We start from the raw sequence: 17259 nt of genomic DNA, 5'->3' as shown, positions 1-17259 counted from the left end.
AGAACGGCCCGGCGGCGTCGCCGGGCCGGATCCATCGTCCGCCGGCGCCGCCCGTCCGGATCGTTCCGGCCAGCGGCGGCGCCGCGCGGCGGCCCATACCCGAACATCAGAAGGGCTTCGTCATGTCGACTTCGGTCGCGATCGACCAAGCAGCCAGGCCGACGCATCAGCGCCACGTGCTGGCCGGCATCCTGCTGCTCGTCGTCTTCTTCTCCTACATCGACCGGGTGAACGTCTCGATCCTGGTCGTCGATCCGGAATTCCTCGACTATTTCGGCATCACCGGGCAGGCCGTTCAGAAGGGCCTGCTGATGACGCTGTTCCTGATCGCCTACGGGGTCGGCAACGTCGTGCTGGCGCCGATCGGCGACTTCCTCGGTCCGCGCAAGGCGATGTCGTTGTCGGTCGTGATGTGGGGCATCTCGCTGATCATCGGCGGCCTGGCGCCGACCTTCATGCTGATGCTGTTCTCGCGGGTCATCCTCGGGCTGGGCGAGGGCCTCCACTTCCCGATGCAGAGCAAGTACATCAAGGAGTGGTTCCGGCCCGACGAGCGCGGCAAGGCGAACGCGGTGTGGCAGACCGGCATGGCGATCGCGCCGGCCGTGGCGATGCCGCTGTTCACGGCGATCATCCATCTCACCGGCTGGCGGTCGAGCTTCTTCATCCTGGCGGCCGCCGGTCTTGTCCCGCTCGCCGCGATCTGGTTCTTCACCGCCGACAAGCCGCGCGACCACAAGCGCATCAACCAGCTCGAGATCGACCACATCGAGGCCGGCCTCGCGGCCGAGCGCGCCAAGGCGGCCGCCGTGCCGGCCGACGCGAACGACACGCTGTGGAGCAAGTTCAAGTCCTTCGCCAAGGACTATCAGTTCTGGCTCCTGGTCGTGTACTACGTGGTCCACACCTCGGTGATCTGGGGCTCGATGACCTGGGTGCCGAGCTATCTGAAGGAGGCGCGCGGCTTCTCCTGGGCCGCCATGGGCGCGCTCGCCGCGCTGCCGTGGATTCTCGGCGTCGTCACCAAGATCATCTCCGGCGTCCTGTGCGACATGATGGGGCGGCGCGCGCCCGTCATCCTGTTCGCCATGGTCGGCGTCGGCATCGGCATCTACTTCGCCGCCAACGCCTCGGACAACATGACGGCGGCGATCTTCCTCGCCTTCGGGGTCGGCTCGATCGGGCTCGGCGGTCCGGCGGCCTGGACGCTGATGCAGGACATCGTGCCGAGCCGCGGCATCTCGACGGCGGCCGGCATCATGAACGGACTCGGCAACGGGTTCTCGTCGCTGGCGCCGGTGGCGATCGGCTTCCTGATCACGGCGACGGGCTCGTATGCGGGCGGCCTGTACTACCTCGTCGGCTGCGCCGTTGTGGGCGGGATCGCGACCCTGATCCTGACCATCAAGGGGCGGTGACGCGGCGACATCGTCGCCCGGGAGGGGCCGGCGGGGCGAACGCCGGCCTCCGGTGGCGACGACCGGCGGAAGGCACTCCGCCGCGCGGCCCGGGCTTCGGCCCGGGCCGTTTTCGTGTCGTCGACACGGCCCCTTCAGTTGAGTTGTCGTGTGCGGCTGCATACGCCTCGAGATGAAACGGCGATCCCGGGGCTCGGTCCCGGTTCTTGGTCCCGGTGCTCGGCCTCGTGCCCCGGACAAGGCGTGTCAGGCCGCAGGCCTGATGCGCCGCAGAGCCGGGGCCCAGGGGCCGCACGAGGGGCCGCACGAGGGGCCGCACGACGGGCCGCACTGCAATACAAGGTTCTCCGACCGTCTCGCTTGATCGCCACTGGATCCCGGTTCGCGGCGCGATGCGCCGCGCCCGGGACACGAGGCCTTCACCGAGGCAGCGCAGCGAACCGCGAGGCTTCCGGAGAGGCGTCGCGCGCGCCACTCAGGCGCCGAGACGGAACAGCGGGCGCAGCCTGGTGCCGACATAGTTGCCGGGCAGGGCGGCGGCGATCCACAGCCAGCCGTGCAGGCTGCCCGACGCGATGCCGGACACGTAGGCGCTGATGTTGCAGCCGGTCGCCATGATGGCGCCGAAGCCGAGCAGCAGGCCGCCGACGACCGCGGCGAGCAGATGCGGCAGCGGCACCCGGAGCGTCGGGGCGAAGCGGCCGGCGAGCCCGGCGGCGAGCAGCGCGCCGACGATCAGGCCGAGATCCATCACCGTGGTGATGTCCGCCGACAGCGGCCGCAGAAGCGCGTCGGCCCGCGTCGGCTCCTCCCAGAACGCCCAGAAGGTCGGGTCGTCGAGGCCGAGCCGGTCGACGGCGTGCGAGCCCCACAGCGCGAAGGCCTGGGTGATGCCCCACGGCCGGCCGGCGATCAGCAGGGTCGCGAGCTCGAGCACAGCGATGGCGAGGGCCGCCCAGGCGAACGGCCACGGGCCTTTGATCCATGACGCCCGATCGGCGGGCCGAGGAAAGATCGGCTCGATCTTGCCATGCCGAGCCCGCTCGGCGCGCGCCGCGCCCCACCAGACGAGGCCGAGGATCGCCAGCGTGCCGGCGAGCGCCGGCGCGAGGCCGAGGGTCTGCACGGCGCCGATCGGCGGCAGGCTTGGCAGCACGTGCCAGTGCTCGAAAGTGAACGTCGCGAGCGTCGCGCCGGCGATGAAGCTCGCCAGCGTCACCAGCATGCGGGTCGAGCCGCCGCCCGCCGTGTAGAGCGTGCCGGAGGCGCAGCCGCCGCCGAGCTGCATGCCGATGCCGAACAGGAAGGCGCCGAGCGCCACCTCGAGCCCGGCCGGGAAGACGAAGCCGCGCACCGGCTGGCCGAGGACGCCGCCGGCGGCGAGCAGCGGATAGAACAGCAGCACCGTGGTGCCCAGCAGCAGCATCTGGGCCCGCACATGGGCGCTGCGGCGCTCGGTGAAGAGCACCCGGAAGCCGTGCGTGAAGCCGAAGGCGGCGTGATAGAGCGCGACGCCGAGCAGCGCGCCGACGATCCACAGCGCCGCGAAGCGCCAGCCCGAGACGCTCGCGAGCCAGGCGACGCCGAGCGTCAGGACGGTGGCGGCGAACGCCGTCACGGCCGGCTGCCCGCGGCGTCCGACGGCGGCGATGTCGCCGGCCGCACCGGGCGTCGCCGGCACCGCGGTGGTGTCGAAGGAGGGGTGGAGCGAGGTGTCGGCGATCATGGTCATGCGGCCGAGTTGGCGGCGGCCGGCCGGGACCGTCAACGGGCCAGGAAAAATAACGAGAGGCGTGTTTCGGGACGGGGTTTCGCGACAAGGCTGTTGTCGTCGCGCCGCCGGCCGGGAGAAGACGATTCTCCGGCGCTGTGGCACGCGGCGGGTGCGGCGCGCGGCACGCGCGCGTATCCGCGCCGGCAGGTCCGCCTATCCGGGCGGATTGCTTCGCGTTTCCGGTGTGTGGAAAGTCGACCGGCCGACCGCCGAAGAGGCGGTTCAATGATCCAGGTCAAAGTGGAGTCCGCCCGGTTTTCCTAGACCGTCACCCGGGCGCTCCGTTCGTTTCGCGGGCGCGTGCGGCGTGATGCGCTACGGGCGGTCGATGAGAGGTTCTCACGGCCGCCCGTTTCACGTCCGGGGTCATTCGATCGTCGGCATTGATCGTCTGCGTCGATCGGCGCAGGGGCGCGTCAGGGGCGGCGCCGCACAGGCGACCAGCCCGAAACGAAACCGCCCCCGGTGGGCCGTTGCCGACCCGGACCGAGGGCAGATCATCGTACACGCCGGCTGACCGGGTGTATGGACCTTCAGAATACACCCGAAGGCACTAGGGACCACTCGCAGAAACCCGGACCGTCATGCTGCGGTGCGGCAGAAGTCATTCAAATCTCGCACGTTTTGCCAAAGTTCTCGGCTGTTGCGGCAGCCCGTCGGCCGCCTATCCTGGGGCCGCGTCCGGCGCCGTGCCGGACGGTGTTCCGTCTCGAGGATCCCCCATGGACGAGCCGATCTTCGACATCGCCCATCTCGGCCATGTCGAGCTGCTGACCGACAAGCCCGACGAGAGTCTCGACTTCTTCACCCGCGTGCTCGGCCTCTCCGAGAGCGGCCGCGAGGGCGAGAGCGTCTTCCTGCGCGCCTTCGACGACTACGAGTTCCACACTCTCAAGCTCACCGCGGCGCCGACCACCGGCATGCGCCACGTCGGCTATCGCGCGACGAGCCCGCAGGCGCTGGCGCGCCGCGTCGCCGCGATCGAGGCGATGGGCTGCGGCCTCGGCTGGAGCGACGGCGATCTCGGCCACGGCCCGGCCTACCGGTTCCACGATCCCGACGGCCACGTCTTCGAGATCTATTACGAGACGCGCCGCTACGTGCCGCCGCCCGAGGAGAAGCCGGCGCTGAAGAACCAGGCGCAGCGCGTGCCCAACCGGGTGATCGCGCCGCGCCGGCTCGATCATCTCAATCTGCTGGCGACCGACGTCGCCGCCATCCGCGACTTCGTGCCGAAGGCGCTCGGCAGCCGCGTCACCGAGCAGATCGTGCTCGACGACGGCACGGTCGGCGGCTGCTGGTTCACGGTCAACAACAAGTCCTACGACGTCGCCTACACGCGCGACGCGACCGGCGCGCGCGGGCGCTTCCATCACGTCACCTACGCGGTCGACCAGCGCGAGCACATCCTCCAGGCCGCCGATGTGTTCCTGGAGAACGGCGTCCACATCGAGACCGGGCCGCACAAGCACGCCGTCCAGCAAACCTTCTTCCTCTATGTGTGGGAGCCGGCCGGCAACCGCGTCGAGCTCGCCAACGCGGGCGCGCGCCTGATCCTGGCGCCCGACTGGCAGACCGTCACCTGGACCCAGACCGAGCGCATGAAGGGCCAGGCCTGGGGCCTCAAGACGATCGAGAGCTTCCACACCCACGGCACCCCGCCGGCGTGAGAACGACGGCGTCTCTCACCCCCGGCGCAGGCGATGATCACCTCTCGCCGCTTGCGGGGAGAGGTCGGGGTTCGCGCCGGAGGCGCGAAGCCCGGGTGAGGGGGCGTCGCAGCGAGTCTCTGCTGCGCGGAAGCGCCCCCTCACCCGCCGCGCGTTCCGCGCGTCGACCTCTCCCCGCGCGCGGGGAGAGGTGAAGGGTTGCCCGGAGCATGAGCTTGCACGCTTATCAGCTCCGCCCCTCGTTAACGTCGCACCGCGCGTCACGGCTTCGGGAAGGGCAGGGCGGGCGGCGTCGGCGCGGCGAGCAGCGGGGCCGAGCGGATCGCCTCGGCGTCGAGGTCGAAGCCCGTCAGATCGATGCCGCGCAGAACCTGATCGTCGTAGGTCTTCACGTAATAGCGCCGGTTCGCGAGGTCGGCGATGGTCGACCACTGGGTGAACTCCATGACGGTCGCATCGCTCTTGTCGGGCCGCACCCATCCCTTCGGAATGTCGAAGTTGTTGAGGATGTGCTCGGCGGCGCGGACGCTCTCGATCCCGGCGGGCTTGCGCTCCAGCGACATCGCGTAGCCGAGGGCGCGGATGAAGCGCGATGGCGGCGTCGGATCGCCCGGGATGCCGAGCAGGCCGGAGCCCTGGCCGATCGGCGCGACGGTCTGGCCGGCGATCTGGAGCGGCGGCGCGTTGGTGGGCGAGATCTTCACGTAGTTCCGCAGATTGCTCAGATGCCAGTCGAAGGTCGGCGAGTTGGTCATGACGCCGAACGGGTTGTCGTGAACCTTGAGGACGCCGTCCACCGGCTCGATCACCACCGAGGCGCCGGTCGTGTCGTGGAACGTGTAGTGGAGCGGGGCGACGCCCAGATTGGGATCCGCCAGGCCGACGACCGAGATGCCGGACAGCCCCGCCTTCACCTCGGCGACGGTCGCGAAGCTGGTCAGCACCCAGCCGACGACGTCCCACTGCGCCAGCGTTTTCGCCGGGTCCGCCTTGGCGGCGTCCGCATAGCCGACATAATCGGGGAAATACAGCGCGCCGCCGGCGAGCCCCTTCTCGTTGAGCCCGTCGATCAGCACCGCGAGCCCGAAGGCGTTGAGGCCGACGGCGGCATATCGGCTCGTCCACGTCATGCTGCCGGGCTTGCCACCCGGGCCGAGCGAGGTGAGGGCGAGTTTTCGCGGGACCACGATGGCGCCGGCCTTCAGCACGAAGCCCATCTCCATGGTCCGTCCATAGACCACGCCACCGTCCGTGTTTCTGATCACGAAGCTGGTGCAGGCCTCCGCCGCCGTCCCGATCATCAGGGCTACCGACAGTGCCGGGGCGAGCACCCACGTGGCGTTGCTCGAACGAAGACGCTGCATCCAAGACATCGACGCCTCTTTCCGGTTGCGACCGTTGCCGTGGGGCTCGTCCGTCCGGACGTGGGCGGTGACGCCATCGGCTTCGACGGTGCAGTGGTAGGGCAAGGCGGTCGACGGGCCGTTAAGACCCGGGGGAGGCGAGGAAATGACGGTGAATGCTTGGTATCCGAGCGGGCGCCGCGGATAAGCGGCGGCGCCGATCGTCACCTCTCCCCGCGCGCGGGGAGAGGTCGGGGTTCGCGCCGGAGGCGCGAAGCCCGGGTGAGGGGGCGTCNCCTCACCCGCCGCGCGTTCCGCGCGTCGACCTCTCCCCGCGCGCGGGGAGAGGTAAAGAGGCGCGTGGGGTGTCGAAGTCGCGCTTACGAGCGCCGCACCTGCTTCACGTCGCGCACGGCGCCGCGGGCGGCGCTGGTCGTGAAGGCGGCGTAGGCCTGCAGGGCGGCCGAGACCTTGCGGTCGCGCTTCGCCGGCTGCCACGCCTTGTCGCCCTTCGCCTCCATGGCGGTGCGGCGGCGGCTCATCTCCTCGTCGCTCACGACGAGATGGATCTTGCGGTTCGGGATGTCGATCTCGATCGCGTCGCCGTCCTCGACCAGGCCGATGGCGCCGCCCTCGGCGGCCTCCGGCGAGACGTGGCCGATCGACAGGCCCGAGCTGCCGCCCGAGAAGCGGCCGTCCGTCACCAGCGCGCAGACCTTCCCGAGCCCCTTCGACTTCAGATAGCTGGTCGGATACAGCATCTCCTGCATGCCGGGGCCGCCGCGCGGGCCCTCGTAGCGGACGATCACGACATCGCCCGGCGTCACGGCGCCGCCGAGAATGCCCTCCACGGCCGCGTCCTGGCTCTCGAACACCTTGGCCTTGCCGGTGAAGGTGAGGATCGAGGCGTCGACGCCCGCCGTCTTCACGATACAGCCGTCCAGCGCGATGTTGCCGAACAGCACCGCGAGGCCGCCGTCCTTGGAGAAGGCGTGCTCGGCGCTGCGGATCACGCCCTTCTGGCGGTCGAGATCGAGGGCGTCCCAGCGGCGCTCCTGGCTGAACGCGACCTGGGTCGGCACGCCGCCGGGCGCGGCGCGGAACAGCGTCTGCACGCTCTCGGACGTGGTGCGCGCGACGTCCCAGCGATCGAGCGCCTCGGCGAGCGTCTTGGTGTGCACGGTGCCGACCGAGACGTCGATCAGGCCGGCGCGGTCGAGCTCGCCCAGGATCGCCATCACGCCGCCGGCGCGATGCACGTCCTCGACATGCACGTCGGCGACCGAGGGCGCGACCTTGCACAGGCAGGGCACGCGGCGCGACAGCCGGTCGATGTCCTGCATGGTGAACGGCACCTCGCCCTCCTGGGCGGCGGCGAGCAGATGCAGAACCGTGTTGGTCGAGCCGCCCATGGCGATGTCGAGCGCCATGGCGTTCTCGAACGCCTTGAAGGTCGCGACGTTGCGGGGCAGCACGGCGGCGTCGTCCTGCTCGTAATAACGATGGCAGAGATCGACGATCAGATGGCCGGCCTCGACGAACAGGCGCTCGCGATCGGCATGGGTCGCGAGCAGCGTGCCGTTGCCGGGCAGCGACAGGCCGAGCGCCTCGGTGAGGCAGTTCATCGAGTTGGCCGTGAACATGCCGGAGCACGAGCCGCAGGTCGGGCAGGCGGAGCGCTCCACCACCTGCACGTCGGCGTCGCTCTGGCGGTCGTCGGCCGCCATGATCATCGCGTCGATCAGATCGACCGCCTTGGTCTTGCCGCCGAGCACGACCTTGCCGGCCTCCATGGGCCCGCCGGACACGAAGACCGCCGGGATGTTCAGCCGCAGCGCCGCCATCAGCATGCCGGGCGTGATCTTGTCGCAGTTGGAGATGCACACCATGGCGTCGGCGCAGTGCGCGTTGACCATGTACTCGACGCTGTCGGCGATCAGCTCGCGCGACGGCAGGCTGTAGAGCATGCCGTCGTGGCCCATGGCGATGCCGTCGTCGACCGCGATCGTGTCGAACTCCTTCGCCACGCCGCCGGCCTTCTCGATCTCGCGCGCGACGAGCTGGCCGAGGTCCTTCAGGTGGACGTGGCCCGGCACGAACTGGGTGAAGGAGTTGACCACCGCGATGATCGGCTTGCCGAAGTCGGCATCCTTCATGCCGGTCGCCCGCCACAGGCCGCGGGCGCCTGCCATGTTGCGGCCGTGCGTGGTCGTGCGGGAGCGGTACTGCGGCATGTCGAACCTCGGGCGGTCTGGTGATTTTTTAGGGCCGGCCGGACGCCGGCGGTGCGGATTGGAGGCGTTCTAGCGCGTCGGCCGGCGGGTGGAAACCCGCTTGCCGCGCGGCTCCGATGTCGCAGGACCGTCTACCAGAGCCCCGGGACGAGGCGCCAGCGCACCAGGCCCTGATAGGCCGTGTAGCCGGGCAGGTGGGTGGCGAGGAAGCGCTCCTCGGCGACGATGCGGGCCATCACGGCCGGCACCATGGCGGCGGCCGGCAGGAACGCCCACCACGAGGCGAGCGCCAAGGGGCCGAACAGGAAGAGAAACAGGGCGCTGGCATACATCGGGTGGCGCACCACCGCGTAGGGGCCGGTCGTCACCACGGTCTGGCCCTCGCTCACCTGCACTGTGCCGAACGTCCAGGTGTTCTCGCGGAACACGAGGAAGCACAGCGCGTAGCCGGCGACGATGCCGAGATTGCCGACCCACACGAGCGCGGTCGGCATGGTCGACCAGCCGAACCGCCAGTCGAGCCCGGGGACGACCATCAAACCGATGCCGATCACCGAGGCCAGGGCCTGGATGAGCTTCTGGGTCGGCTGCCGCTCGGCGGCGGCGCCGACCTCGAGCCGCCGCTCCAAGAGCGCCGGGTCGGCGAACAGGAGCCACACGGCGATCACCCCGGCCGAGCCGAGCGAGGAGACGAGGAACAGCCAGCCCGGCCAGTAGCCGAGCGACCCCGCCGGCACCATCACCAGCAGGGTCATCATCGCGGACAGGCGCAGAAAGCCGAAGGCGGTGCGGCGGGCGAGGTCGGTCATGCGGGCCGCACCATACGACGGGCGACGCTCCGGGCAAGGGTCTCGTGTCCCGGGCGCGGCGCAACGCGCCGTGACCCGGGATCCAGGGGCCACGATGCGGAGCGCAGCCGGCCGCAGTCGGCAGGTGTCGTTGGGCTCGGCCCCTGGGCCCCGGCTCTGCGGCGCATCAGGCCTTCGGCCTGTCGCGCCTTGTCCGGGGCACGAGGCTCCCGAGATGGCCGCCTACTTCCCCTCCAGGGTGAATACCGGCTCCCAGTCCGGGCCGGGGGGATCCTTCACCAGCGCCTCGGCGCGCCTGGCGAACAGGGCGGCGGGCGGGTCGACGGCCGCGATCTTGCCGAACGCCGCGGCGGCGCCCGAAAAATCGCGGGCGCGGAAGCGGGCGAGGCCGGCCGCGTAGGCGGCGGCGCAGTCGGCCTGCGCCGGAGTGACGTGCCCGGCCTCGGCGATCGGCTCGAAGATCTTCACCGGCTGCACCCGGCCCTTGACCCGAATGGCGTCGAGCTCGCGCCAGGCGAAGGCGTCGCCGGTGCGCCCGACCGTCGTCTCCGACGCCATGATCGACGTGCCGAAATACTTGTTGGCGCCCTCCAGCCGCGAGGCGAGGTTCACGGCGTCGCTCATCACCGTGTAGTTGAAGCGCCGGCGCGAGCCGATATTGCCGACCAGCGCCTCGCCGGAGTTCAGGCCGATGCGATGGGCGAGGCGATGGCCCTGGAACGCCGCCGTCTCGTTCAGGACGGCGAGCCGCTCGCGGCAGCGCAGTGCCGCCCGCACGGCGTTGCGGGCGTGGTCGGGATCGTTCGCCGGGGCGCCGAACACGGCGACGATCGAGTCGCCGATATACTTGTCGACGTAGCCGCCGCAGCCTTCGACGATGTCGGTCATCTCCGACAGATAGGCGTTCATCCAGGCGACCAGGGCGGCCGGCGTCATCGTCTCGGCGATCGACGAGAAGCCGGCGATGTCGGAGAAGAACACCGTGACGTCGCGCATCTCGCCGCCGAGCGCCGGCGGCTCGTCGGCCTCCAGCATGCGGTCGATCACCTGGGGCGACAGATAGAGCGCGAAGCTCTTCCGCAGGAACCGCTCCTCGCGGTCGGCGGCGACCAGGCGCCAGCCGATCGTCCCGGCCGTGGCGGCGAGGGCGGCGAGCGCCGGCCCGACCAGCGGCAAAGCGAGGCCGTTCTGGAGCGCCACCGTGCCGGTCGCGGTCAGCGCCACGATCAGGCCGAGCGTCATGAGCGTGGCGATCCCGGGACCGACCAGCAGGGCGCCGGTCGCGGCGAGCCCCGCCATGCCGAGCGCGATCGCGACGATGCCGAGCCGGCCGGGCTCGCGCAGCACGTCGCCGCGCAAGAGGTCGTTGACGGCGGTCGCATGGATGTAGACGCCGGAGATCGAACGGCGCGTCGATCCGTCGTCCGACGTCGCCGTCTTGTCGGCGGCCGGCGCGGGGAGGGCGCAGCGCGGCGCGCGGGCGCCCTCGGTGCCGGTGGCGAAGCGCTTCGAGGTGAGCTTGCGGTCCTCGATGTCGAGCAGGGTGCCGAACAGCACCGCCCTGCCGGCGAAGGTCTTCCGGAAGAACTCCGCGTCGCCCTTGTCGGCGCAGGCGCGCAGATCGGCGAACGAGTAGGTCGGCACGTCGTCGGCGCCGCCGTCGAAGGCGAGCGTCTGGGTTTTTTCGACCGCGCTCGGGATCCGGTAATCGCCGAGCCGGGTGGTGCCGTCCGGCTCCAGCACGGGCGCGACGCCGCGGGTGCGGGCGGCGAGCTCCAGCGCCATCGAGGGAAGTGGCCGGCCGCCGACCGTGAACCACAGCGGCAGCCGGCGCACCACGTCGTCGGCGTCCGCGTGGGTGTTGAGCGCCCGGATGTTCTTCTGCTGGCCGACCGCGATGCGCTGGCCGGCCGCCGGCCGCACCGGGCGCTCCCCGTGCAGCACCTCGCCGAGCACGACCTTGTCGCTGCGGGCGGCGAGCGCGAGGGCGCGGAGAAAGTCGCGGTCGAAGCCGCGTAGCCGGCTGCCCAGCGGCTCCTCGCCGAGCGGGATCTCCGACTGCTCGATCGAGGCCGGGAAAACGATGTCGAAGCCGACCACGGCGGCACCGCCGTCCACCACGGCGGTGAGCACCTTGCCGATCTCGCGCGTCCAGGTCAGCGTCGGCGAGCCGGCGAGCGGCGGCGTGCGGAACGTCTCCTCGTCGATGGCGACGACGACGGCTGGCGCGCTCGCCGGATCGTGGCGCGGCCCGAAGACGTGCCAGCGCAGCGCCGTGAGGATGTCGAGCGAGATCCCGGACACCCGGTCGAGCGCCGGCAGCGCGAACCCCAGCCCGCACACGAGCGCGATCAGGGCGACGGCGAACAGATCCCGCTTGCGCCAGCGTTTCATGATCGCGCAACGGGGCCGCCGTAAGGAACAGATCCGGCAACAGCTCGACGGCAAGCCCCGCGTGCGTGGCTCACCCCCCTCCCCAACCCTCCCCCACAAGGGGGGAGGGAGCAGGCTGCGGCGAGCCGCGAGAATGACGACGAGGGCAAGGCGGCAGGACCAGCTGGGACGAGGTGGCGGCTCTAGCGTTCCCTCCCCCCTTGTGGGGGAGGGACAGGGAGGGGGGTAGCCCCGGGCACGGCGTCATCGGTTCAGGCATGACCGCGCACGGCGTGGCGGTCGCTCACTCGAACCGCACCAGCCGGCCGACGACGGCGGTGGAGCCGGGCTTGGCGTCGGCCGAGACTTTGAAGGCGACTTTTCGCGGGCCGAGCGTCGCGACGTAGCTGCCGCCCGCCGCGAGCGACTTGTCGGACCGTGCCATGTCGTAGAAGCGGCCGCGCAGCAGCATCTTCTGGGTCACCGCGATGGTCTGCTTCTCGCCGGCCTTGTCGAGCCGCTCGAGCGTCAGGGTCGCCGGCTCCTTCAGCTCGAACACGGGCGAGCGGCCGAACAGCACGAGGGTGCGGGGCGGCTCGCCGCCGGCGCCGGTGGTCTTGTTCGGCCCCGTATTGTTCGGCCCCATGCCGCGGAACACCGTGGCGGCGCTCTCGGTCGCCTGCCGCTCGCTGAGCTGGGCGGTGGCGTCGCACTCGACCTTGAGGCTGTCGATCTGGCCGAGATGCACCTTGCTCTGCTCGGCGCCGACCACCACGGTGCCGCCCGTGATCGTCTCGCGCAGGCAGGATTTCAGGTAGCCGAGGACGATAGTGTCCTTCGGCCCGAGCTTGATGACCCGGCCGGCCTCGACGTAGTCCATGAACTCGAGGCCGGAGGCCTTGCCCCGGACCTCCTCGACCACGGCCACCGGCACGCCCTTGCCGGCCGATGTGGCACCACCTTGAGCGGCCGCCGGCCCGGCGAGGCCGAGCACCGACACCAGTGCGGCCCCGACCACCGCAGCCGTGCGAAAATGTCCGGTCGCGGCGACGCCCGGAGCGTGAAAGAAACTCGTCTCGACCCGTATCATCGCGGCCCTCGCCAAGCAGGCCCGTCCCGGGCGGGACTATACCGGTCGCGACCGGGAAGGAAAGCCCGTTCCACGACGGGAACCCTCGCCGCCGCGTCGGCGGCCGGTTCCATCGACGGAACAAGCGTAAGCCGGTTCCGTGATACGGTCTTGATCTGGATCAGTCCGGCCCGCAGACGTTTTCGTGATCATGTCGGCCCGAAGCCATGGGTGGCGTGCCATGTTCGAATCCGCCGATCTCTCCCATCACGTTCCGAAAGCCGTCTTCAAGCGCGAGGAGACCAAGCTGCGCGAGGCGCTGCTCGACGCCCAGTTCGACCTCGCCGCGCAGCGCCGCTTCGCCGTCCTGATCCTGATCGCCGGGGTCGAGGGGGCCGGCAAGGGCGAGACCGTCAATCTCCTGAACGAGTGGATGGACCCGCGCCACATCGGCGTGCGCGCCTTCTTCCAGCCGACCGACGAGGAGCGCGAGCGCCCGGACGCCTGGCGGTTCTGGCGGGCGCTGCCGCCGAAAGGCCGGATCGGGGTGTTCTTCGGCGCTTGGCACACGATGCCGATGGTCCGCCGCGCGCTCGGCGAGACGACCGAGGCCGAGTTCGCCCAGGCGATCGGCGACATCCGCCGGCTGGAGACGATGCTGTGCGACGAGGGCGTGCTGCTGCTCAAATACTGGTTCCACATGTCCAAGAAGCAGCAGAAGCAGCGCCTGAAGGCCTTGGAGAAGAACGAGGCGACGCGCTGGCGCGTCACCGAGCACGAATGGACGTTCCACGAGATGTACGACCGGTTCGTCGGCGTGAGCGAGCCGTTCCTGCGTGAGACCTCGACGGGCGAAGCGCCGTGGATCGTTATCCCGGGCGCCGATCCGCGCTTCCGCGCCCTCACCTTCGGGCGCCATCTGCTCGCCGCCTTGCGCGAGCGCCTCGACGAGAAGCCGGCCAAGCAGGTCCCCGACAAGACGCCGCCGCTGCTCGCCCCGGCCGACAAGGTGACGGTGCTGAGCGCCCTCGACCTCGACCAGCCGCTCGACCGCGACGACTACGACAAGGAACTGGAGACGCTGCAGGGCCGGCTCAACGCGCTGGTGCGCGATCCGCGCTTCAAGGAGATGGCGGTCGTCGCGGTGTTCGAGGGCAACGACTCGGCCGGCAAGGGCGGTGCCATCCGCCGCGTCACCGGGGCGCTCGACGCGCGCTCCTACCAGACCGTGTCGATCGCGGCGCCGAGCGAGGAGGAGCGGGCGCAGCCCTATCTGTGGCGCTTCTGGCGGCACCTGCCGGGCCGCGGCCAGGTGGCGATCTTCGACCGCTCGTGGTACGGCCGCGTGCTGGTCGAGCGGGTCGAAGGCTTCTGCGCGGAGGCCGACTGGATGCGGGCCTACGGCGAGATCAACGACTTCGAGGAGGCGATGGTGCGCCATCGCATCGTCGTCGTGAAGTTCTGGCTGGCGATCAGCAAGGCCGAGCAATTGAAGCGCTTCAAGCAGCGCGAGAAGGTGGCGTTCAAGCGGTTCAAGATCACGCCGGAGGACTGGCGCAACCGGGAGAAATGGGACCGCTACGAGACGGCGATCTGCGACATGGTCGACCGCACCTCGACGGCGCTGGCGCCCTGGACTCTGGTGGAAGCCAACAACAAGCTGTTCGCGCGCATCAAGGTGCTGAGGACCTTCTGCGAGGCGATCGAGGCCGCGATGGAGACGACCGGCAAGAAGCGCAAGAAGAAGGGGTAGGGGACTTGATTGTTCGAGACGATGTGATTTGCACGAAGCCGTGCCGCGGGTGCTCCTCACCCTCTCCCTGAGGGAGAGGGTCGACGCGCGAAGCGCGTCGGGGTGAGGGTTTACGGAGCTAGTCGGAGAGCTCGGCACCCCCTCACCCGGATCTCGCGCGACCGCGCGAGATCCGACCTCTCCCCGCAGGGGAGAGGTGAAAGAAAGAATGCGGCCGCTTTTTCTGCATCGAGGTTGTCGTGACGTCTGGGATCACTTCGGATCATTCGCAAAGGCCCGTCGCGCTCGCCCTGCAGGGGGGCGGGGCGCACGGGGCTTATGCGTGGGGCGTCGTCGACGCCATGCTGGAGGACGGGCAGCTCGCGATCGAGGCGATCAGCGCGACCAGCGCCGGCGCCATGAACGCGGTGCTGCTCGCCGACGGCCTGGTCCAAGGCGGTCCCGAGCGGGCGCGCGAGAAGCTCGAACGCTTCTGGCAGGCGGTGTCCCGCATGGAGGCGATGTTCGGGCTCGCCTGGTCGGCCGTCGACCGGCTGGCGCAGGCCTTCGGCCTGCCGCCCGAATACATGCCCTCGCACGCCGCCGTGCACGCGCTCACCCACAGCCTGCCGCCCGACCTGATCAACCCGTTCCGCTTCAACCCGCTGCGCAAGCTGCTGCTCGAGCATGTCGACTTCGACCGCGTCAACGATCCGGCGGCGATCCGCCTCTATCTCGACGCCACCAATGTGCGCACCGGCAAGATCGCGGTGTTCGAGACGCCGCGCATCACGGTCGAGACCGTGCTCGCCTCGTGCTGCCTGCCGCCCTACTTCCAGGCGGTCGAGATCGACGGCGAGCACTATTGGGACGGCGGCTTTCTCGGCAACCCGGCGATCTATCCGCTGGTCTATCGCGAGGGCTGCCGCGACGTGATCGTCGTCCAGGTCGGCGCCCGCGAGCGGCCGGAGCTGCCGCGCAGCGCCGCCGACGTGCTGCATCGGATGAACGAGATCAGCTTCAACTCCTCGCTGCTGCGCGAGATGCGGGCGATCGCCTTCGTCACCAAGCTGATCGACGCGCACGAGCTCGACGGCGAGAAGCACCACCGCATGTACATGCACTGGATCGGCGACGACAGCGTGATGGCGACGCTGGGCGGTGTCACCCAGTTCCACCCCGACTGGGGGCTGCTCACGCGGCTGCGCGACGAGGGCCGCGCCGCCGCCAAGGCGTGGCTCGCGACCAACATCGACGCGGTCGGCCGTCGCTCGACCCTCGACGTGGCGGGGCTGTTCTTGTGAGAGGGGGCCCCGCCCGTGTCCCGGGCGTGGCGCGAAGCGCCGCGAACCGGGACCCAGGGCGACGCCGCAAGGCGCTGCCGGGCCGCCCCTGGGCCCCGGCTCTGCGGCACCTCGGACCTGCGGCCCGAGGTGCCTTGTCCGGGGCACGCAGCATTGCGCGGGGCGCGGCCCGTTCGAAACGACGGGATGGCCGAGGTTGAATCTCCGCCCCGCGCATGACATCTGAAGCCCTCGCGCCGGTCGTCCCCGCGCCGGCGCCGAAGGGAGAGCGATGCCCGATCCGAAGCTCGATCCGACCGGTGAGGCGACGCGCGCGGCGATGCGCGACGGGTCGGCCGATCTGCCGTTCTGGAAGCGCAAGGCGCTCGCCGAGTTCACGGCGGCCGAGTGGGAGAGCCTGTGCGACGGCTGCGGGCGGTGCTGCCTCAACAAGCTCGAGGACGAGGACACGGGCGAGATCTTCCACACCGACGTCGGCTGCCGGCTCTTGGACGGCCACACCTGCCGGTGCCGCGACTACCCGAACCGGCACGCGAAGGTGCACAACTGCGACCGCCTCACGCCGACCAACGTGCCGCGGCTGAAATGGCTGCCGAGGACCTGCGGCTATCGCCTGATCGCCGAGGGGCGCGACCTCTACTGGTGGCACCCGCTGGTGTCGGGCGACCCCGACACGGTGCACGCCGCCGGCGTCTCGGTGCGTGGCCGGGTCGGGCTGTTCGAGGACGCGATGAACGGCGAGGACCTCGAGGACCGCATCGTCTCGTGGCCGGAGCGCATCCCGCCGCGCGCCAAGCGCCAGCCGACGGCGCGCTGACCGGCGGCGCGTCGCCGCCCTCTCTCTCCCGGCCGGTCCGCTCAGCCGACCGCCGGCGGCCGGGTCGCCGCCGCGTCCTGGCGGGCCAGCAGGCGGGCGAGCTTTTTGGCCTCCATGGGCCGGGCGAAGACGAAGCCCTGCACGCTGTCGAAGCCGAGCGCCTTGACGGCGGCCAGATCCTCCTCGCTCTCCACCCCCTCGGCGACGATCGGCACCCGCACCCGGCGGGCGTGCTCGACCAGCGCCGCGCAGACGGCCTGCTTGGCCGGGTCGGTCGCGCAGCCCCGCACCGTGCCGCCGTCCACCTTCAGCTCGGCGAACGGGAAGTGCGGCAGCGCCGCGAGCGGCGTCCAGCCCGGTCCGGCGTCGTCGATCGACACGCCGATATTGCAGAAGCGCAGCTCGCGGGCGATCGCTGTCGCCGCGTCGAGGCGGTCGACGATCGCGCTGCAGTCAACCTCGACGGTCAGCCCGCGGAACGCCGGATGGTCCGGCAGCCGTCGCCACAGGCTGCGGACGAAATCCGGCTCGCGCAGGACGTCGAGCGGCACGTTGACGGCGAGCCCGATCGGCGTGCCGCGGGCCGCGAAGCCGCGCCAGTCGGCGATCGCGCGGTCGACGACGAGGTCGGAGACGGCCCGCCACGGCAGGTCGGCGCCGCTCGGCAGGAAGCGCGCCGGCTCGACGATGCCCCACACCGGGTGGCGCAGCCGCAG

At 70.6% G+C, this 17259-nt stretch carries 12 protein-coding genes; 5 read left to right on the top strand and 7 right to left on the bottom strand.

All coding sequences use genetic code 11. The features are described 5' to 3' along the window. Positions 1-122 precede the first annotated feature (122 nt). Positions 123-1418, top strand: a complete 1296-nt coding sequence (locus tag CCR97_RS28920) for an MFS transporter (protein ID WP_111355564.1) — start codon at positions 123-125, stop codon at positions 1416-1418. 475 nt (positions 1419-1893) lie between these two features. On the opposite strand, the gene CCR97_RS28915 is transcribed toward CCR97_RS28920, so the two are convergent. Continuing rightward, positions 1894-3150, bottom strand: coding sequence for a YeeE/YedE family protein (locus tag CCR97_RS28915; protein WP_244670737.1), 1257 nt, complete (start codon positions 3148-3150; stop codon positions 1894-1896). Positions 3151-3914: 764 nt separating this feature from the next. Between CCR97_RS28915 and CCR97_RS28910 the strand changes: the two genes are divergently transcribed. Continuing rightward, positions 3915-4862 carry a catechol 2,3-dioxygenase gene (locus CCR97_RS28910; RefSeq protein ID WP_111355563.1) on the top strand — a complete coding sequence of 316 codons (948 nt, stop codon included), beginning with the start codon at positions 3915-3917 and terminating at the stop codon, positions 4860-4862. 260 nt (positions 4863-5122) lie between these two features. On the opposite strand, the gene CCR97_RS28905 is transcribed toward CCR97_RS28910, so the two are convergent. The 5 genes from CCR97_RS28905 to CCR97_RS28885 all read right to left on the bottom strand — a co-directional run bounded on the left by CCR97_RS28905 (position 5123) and on the right by CCR97_RS28885 (position 12711). Then, positions 5123-6226 carry a linear amide C-N hydrolase gene (locus tag CCR97_RS28905; protein ID WP_170146117.1) on the bottom strand — a complete coding sequence of 368 codons (1104 nt, stop codon included), beginning with the start codon at positions 6224-6226 and terminating at the stop codon, positions 5123-5125. A 359-nt stretch (positions 6227-6585) separates the two neighbouring features. After that, on the bottom strand, positions 6586-8439 hold the full coding sequence (gene ilvD, locus CCR97_RS28900; RefSeq protein ID WP_111358674.1) for a dihydroxy-acid dehydratase: 1854 nt from the start codon (positions 8437-8439) through the stop codon (positions 6586-6588). A gap of 131 nt (positions 8440-8570) precedes the next feature. Beyond that, the gene (locus CCR97_RS28895) at positions 8571-9248 is read right to left on the bottom strand and encodes a methyltransferase family protein (protein ID WP_201160139.1); all 678 of its coding nucleotides are present in this window, start codon (positions 9246-9248) and stop codon (positions 8571-8573) included. Positions 9249-9470: 222 nt separating this feature from the next. Beyond that, positions 9471-11642 (bottom strand): adenylate/guanylate cyclase domain-containing protein, encoded by a 2172-nt coding sequence (locus CCR97_RS28890; RefSeq protein ID WP_111358673.1) that lies wholly within the window; start codon positions 11640-11642, stop codon positions 9471-9473. Between the two features lie 283 nt (positions 11643-11925). Next, positions 11926-12711 (bottom strand): hypothetical protein, encoded by a 786-nt coding sequence (locus CCR97_RS28885; RefSeq protein WP_244670736.1) that lies wholly within the window; start codon positions 12709-12711, stop codon positions 11926-11928. A 220-nt stretch (positions 12712-12931) separates the two neighbouring features. Here CCR97_RS28885 and pap point away from each other — a divergent pair, with 220 nt between their 5' ends. The 3 genes from pap to CCR97_RS28870 all read left to right on the top strand — a co-directional run bounded on the left by pap (position 12932) and on the right by CCR97_RS28870 (position 16543). Further along, positions 12932-14443, top strand: a complete 1512-nt coding sequence (pap, locus tag CCR97_RS28880) for a polyphosphate:AMP phosphotransferase (protein WP_111358672.1) — start codon at positions 12932-12934, stop codon at positions 14441-14443. 239 nt (positions 14444-14682) lie between these two features. Further along, complete coding sequence (locus tag CCR97_RS28875; protein ID WP_111360214.1) at positions 14683-15726, top strand: patatin-like phospholipase family protein; 1044 nt, start codon at positions 14683-14685, stop codon at positions 15724-15726. 319 nt (positions 15727-16045) lie between these two features. Further along, positions 16046-16543 carry a YcgN family cysteine cluster protein gene (locus CCR97_RS28870; RefSeq protein WP_111360216.1) on the top strand — a complete coding sequence of 166 codons (498 nt, stop codon included), beginning with the start codon at positions 16046-16048 and terminating at the stop codon, positions 16541-16543. 41 nt (positions 16544-16584) lie between these two features. Here the strand turns inward: CCR97_RS28870 and CCR97_RS28865 are convergent. After that, a partial coding sequence (locus tag CCR97_RS28865) for an EAL domain-containing protein (RefSeq protein WP_201160138.1) occupies positions 16585-17259 on the bottom strand: 675 nt, incomplete at its 5' end.

This window comes from Rhodoplanes elegans, from assembly GCF_016653355.1.
Taxonomy (GTDB): Bacteria; Pseudomonadota; Alphaproteobacteria; order Rhizobiales; family Xanthobacteraceae; genus Rhodoplanes; species Rhodoplanes elegans.
The sequence above is the reverse complement of the archived record's forward strand: the minus strand, read 5'-3'. Positions and strand labels throughout refer to the sequence as shown.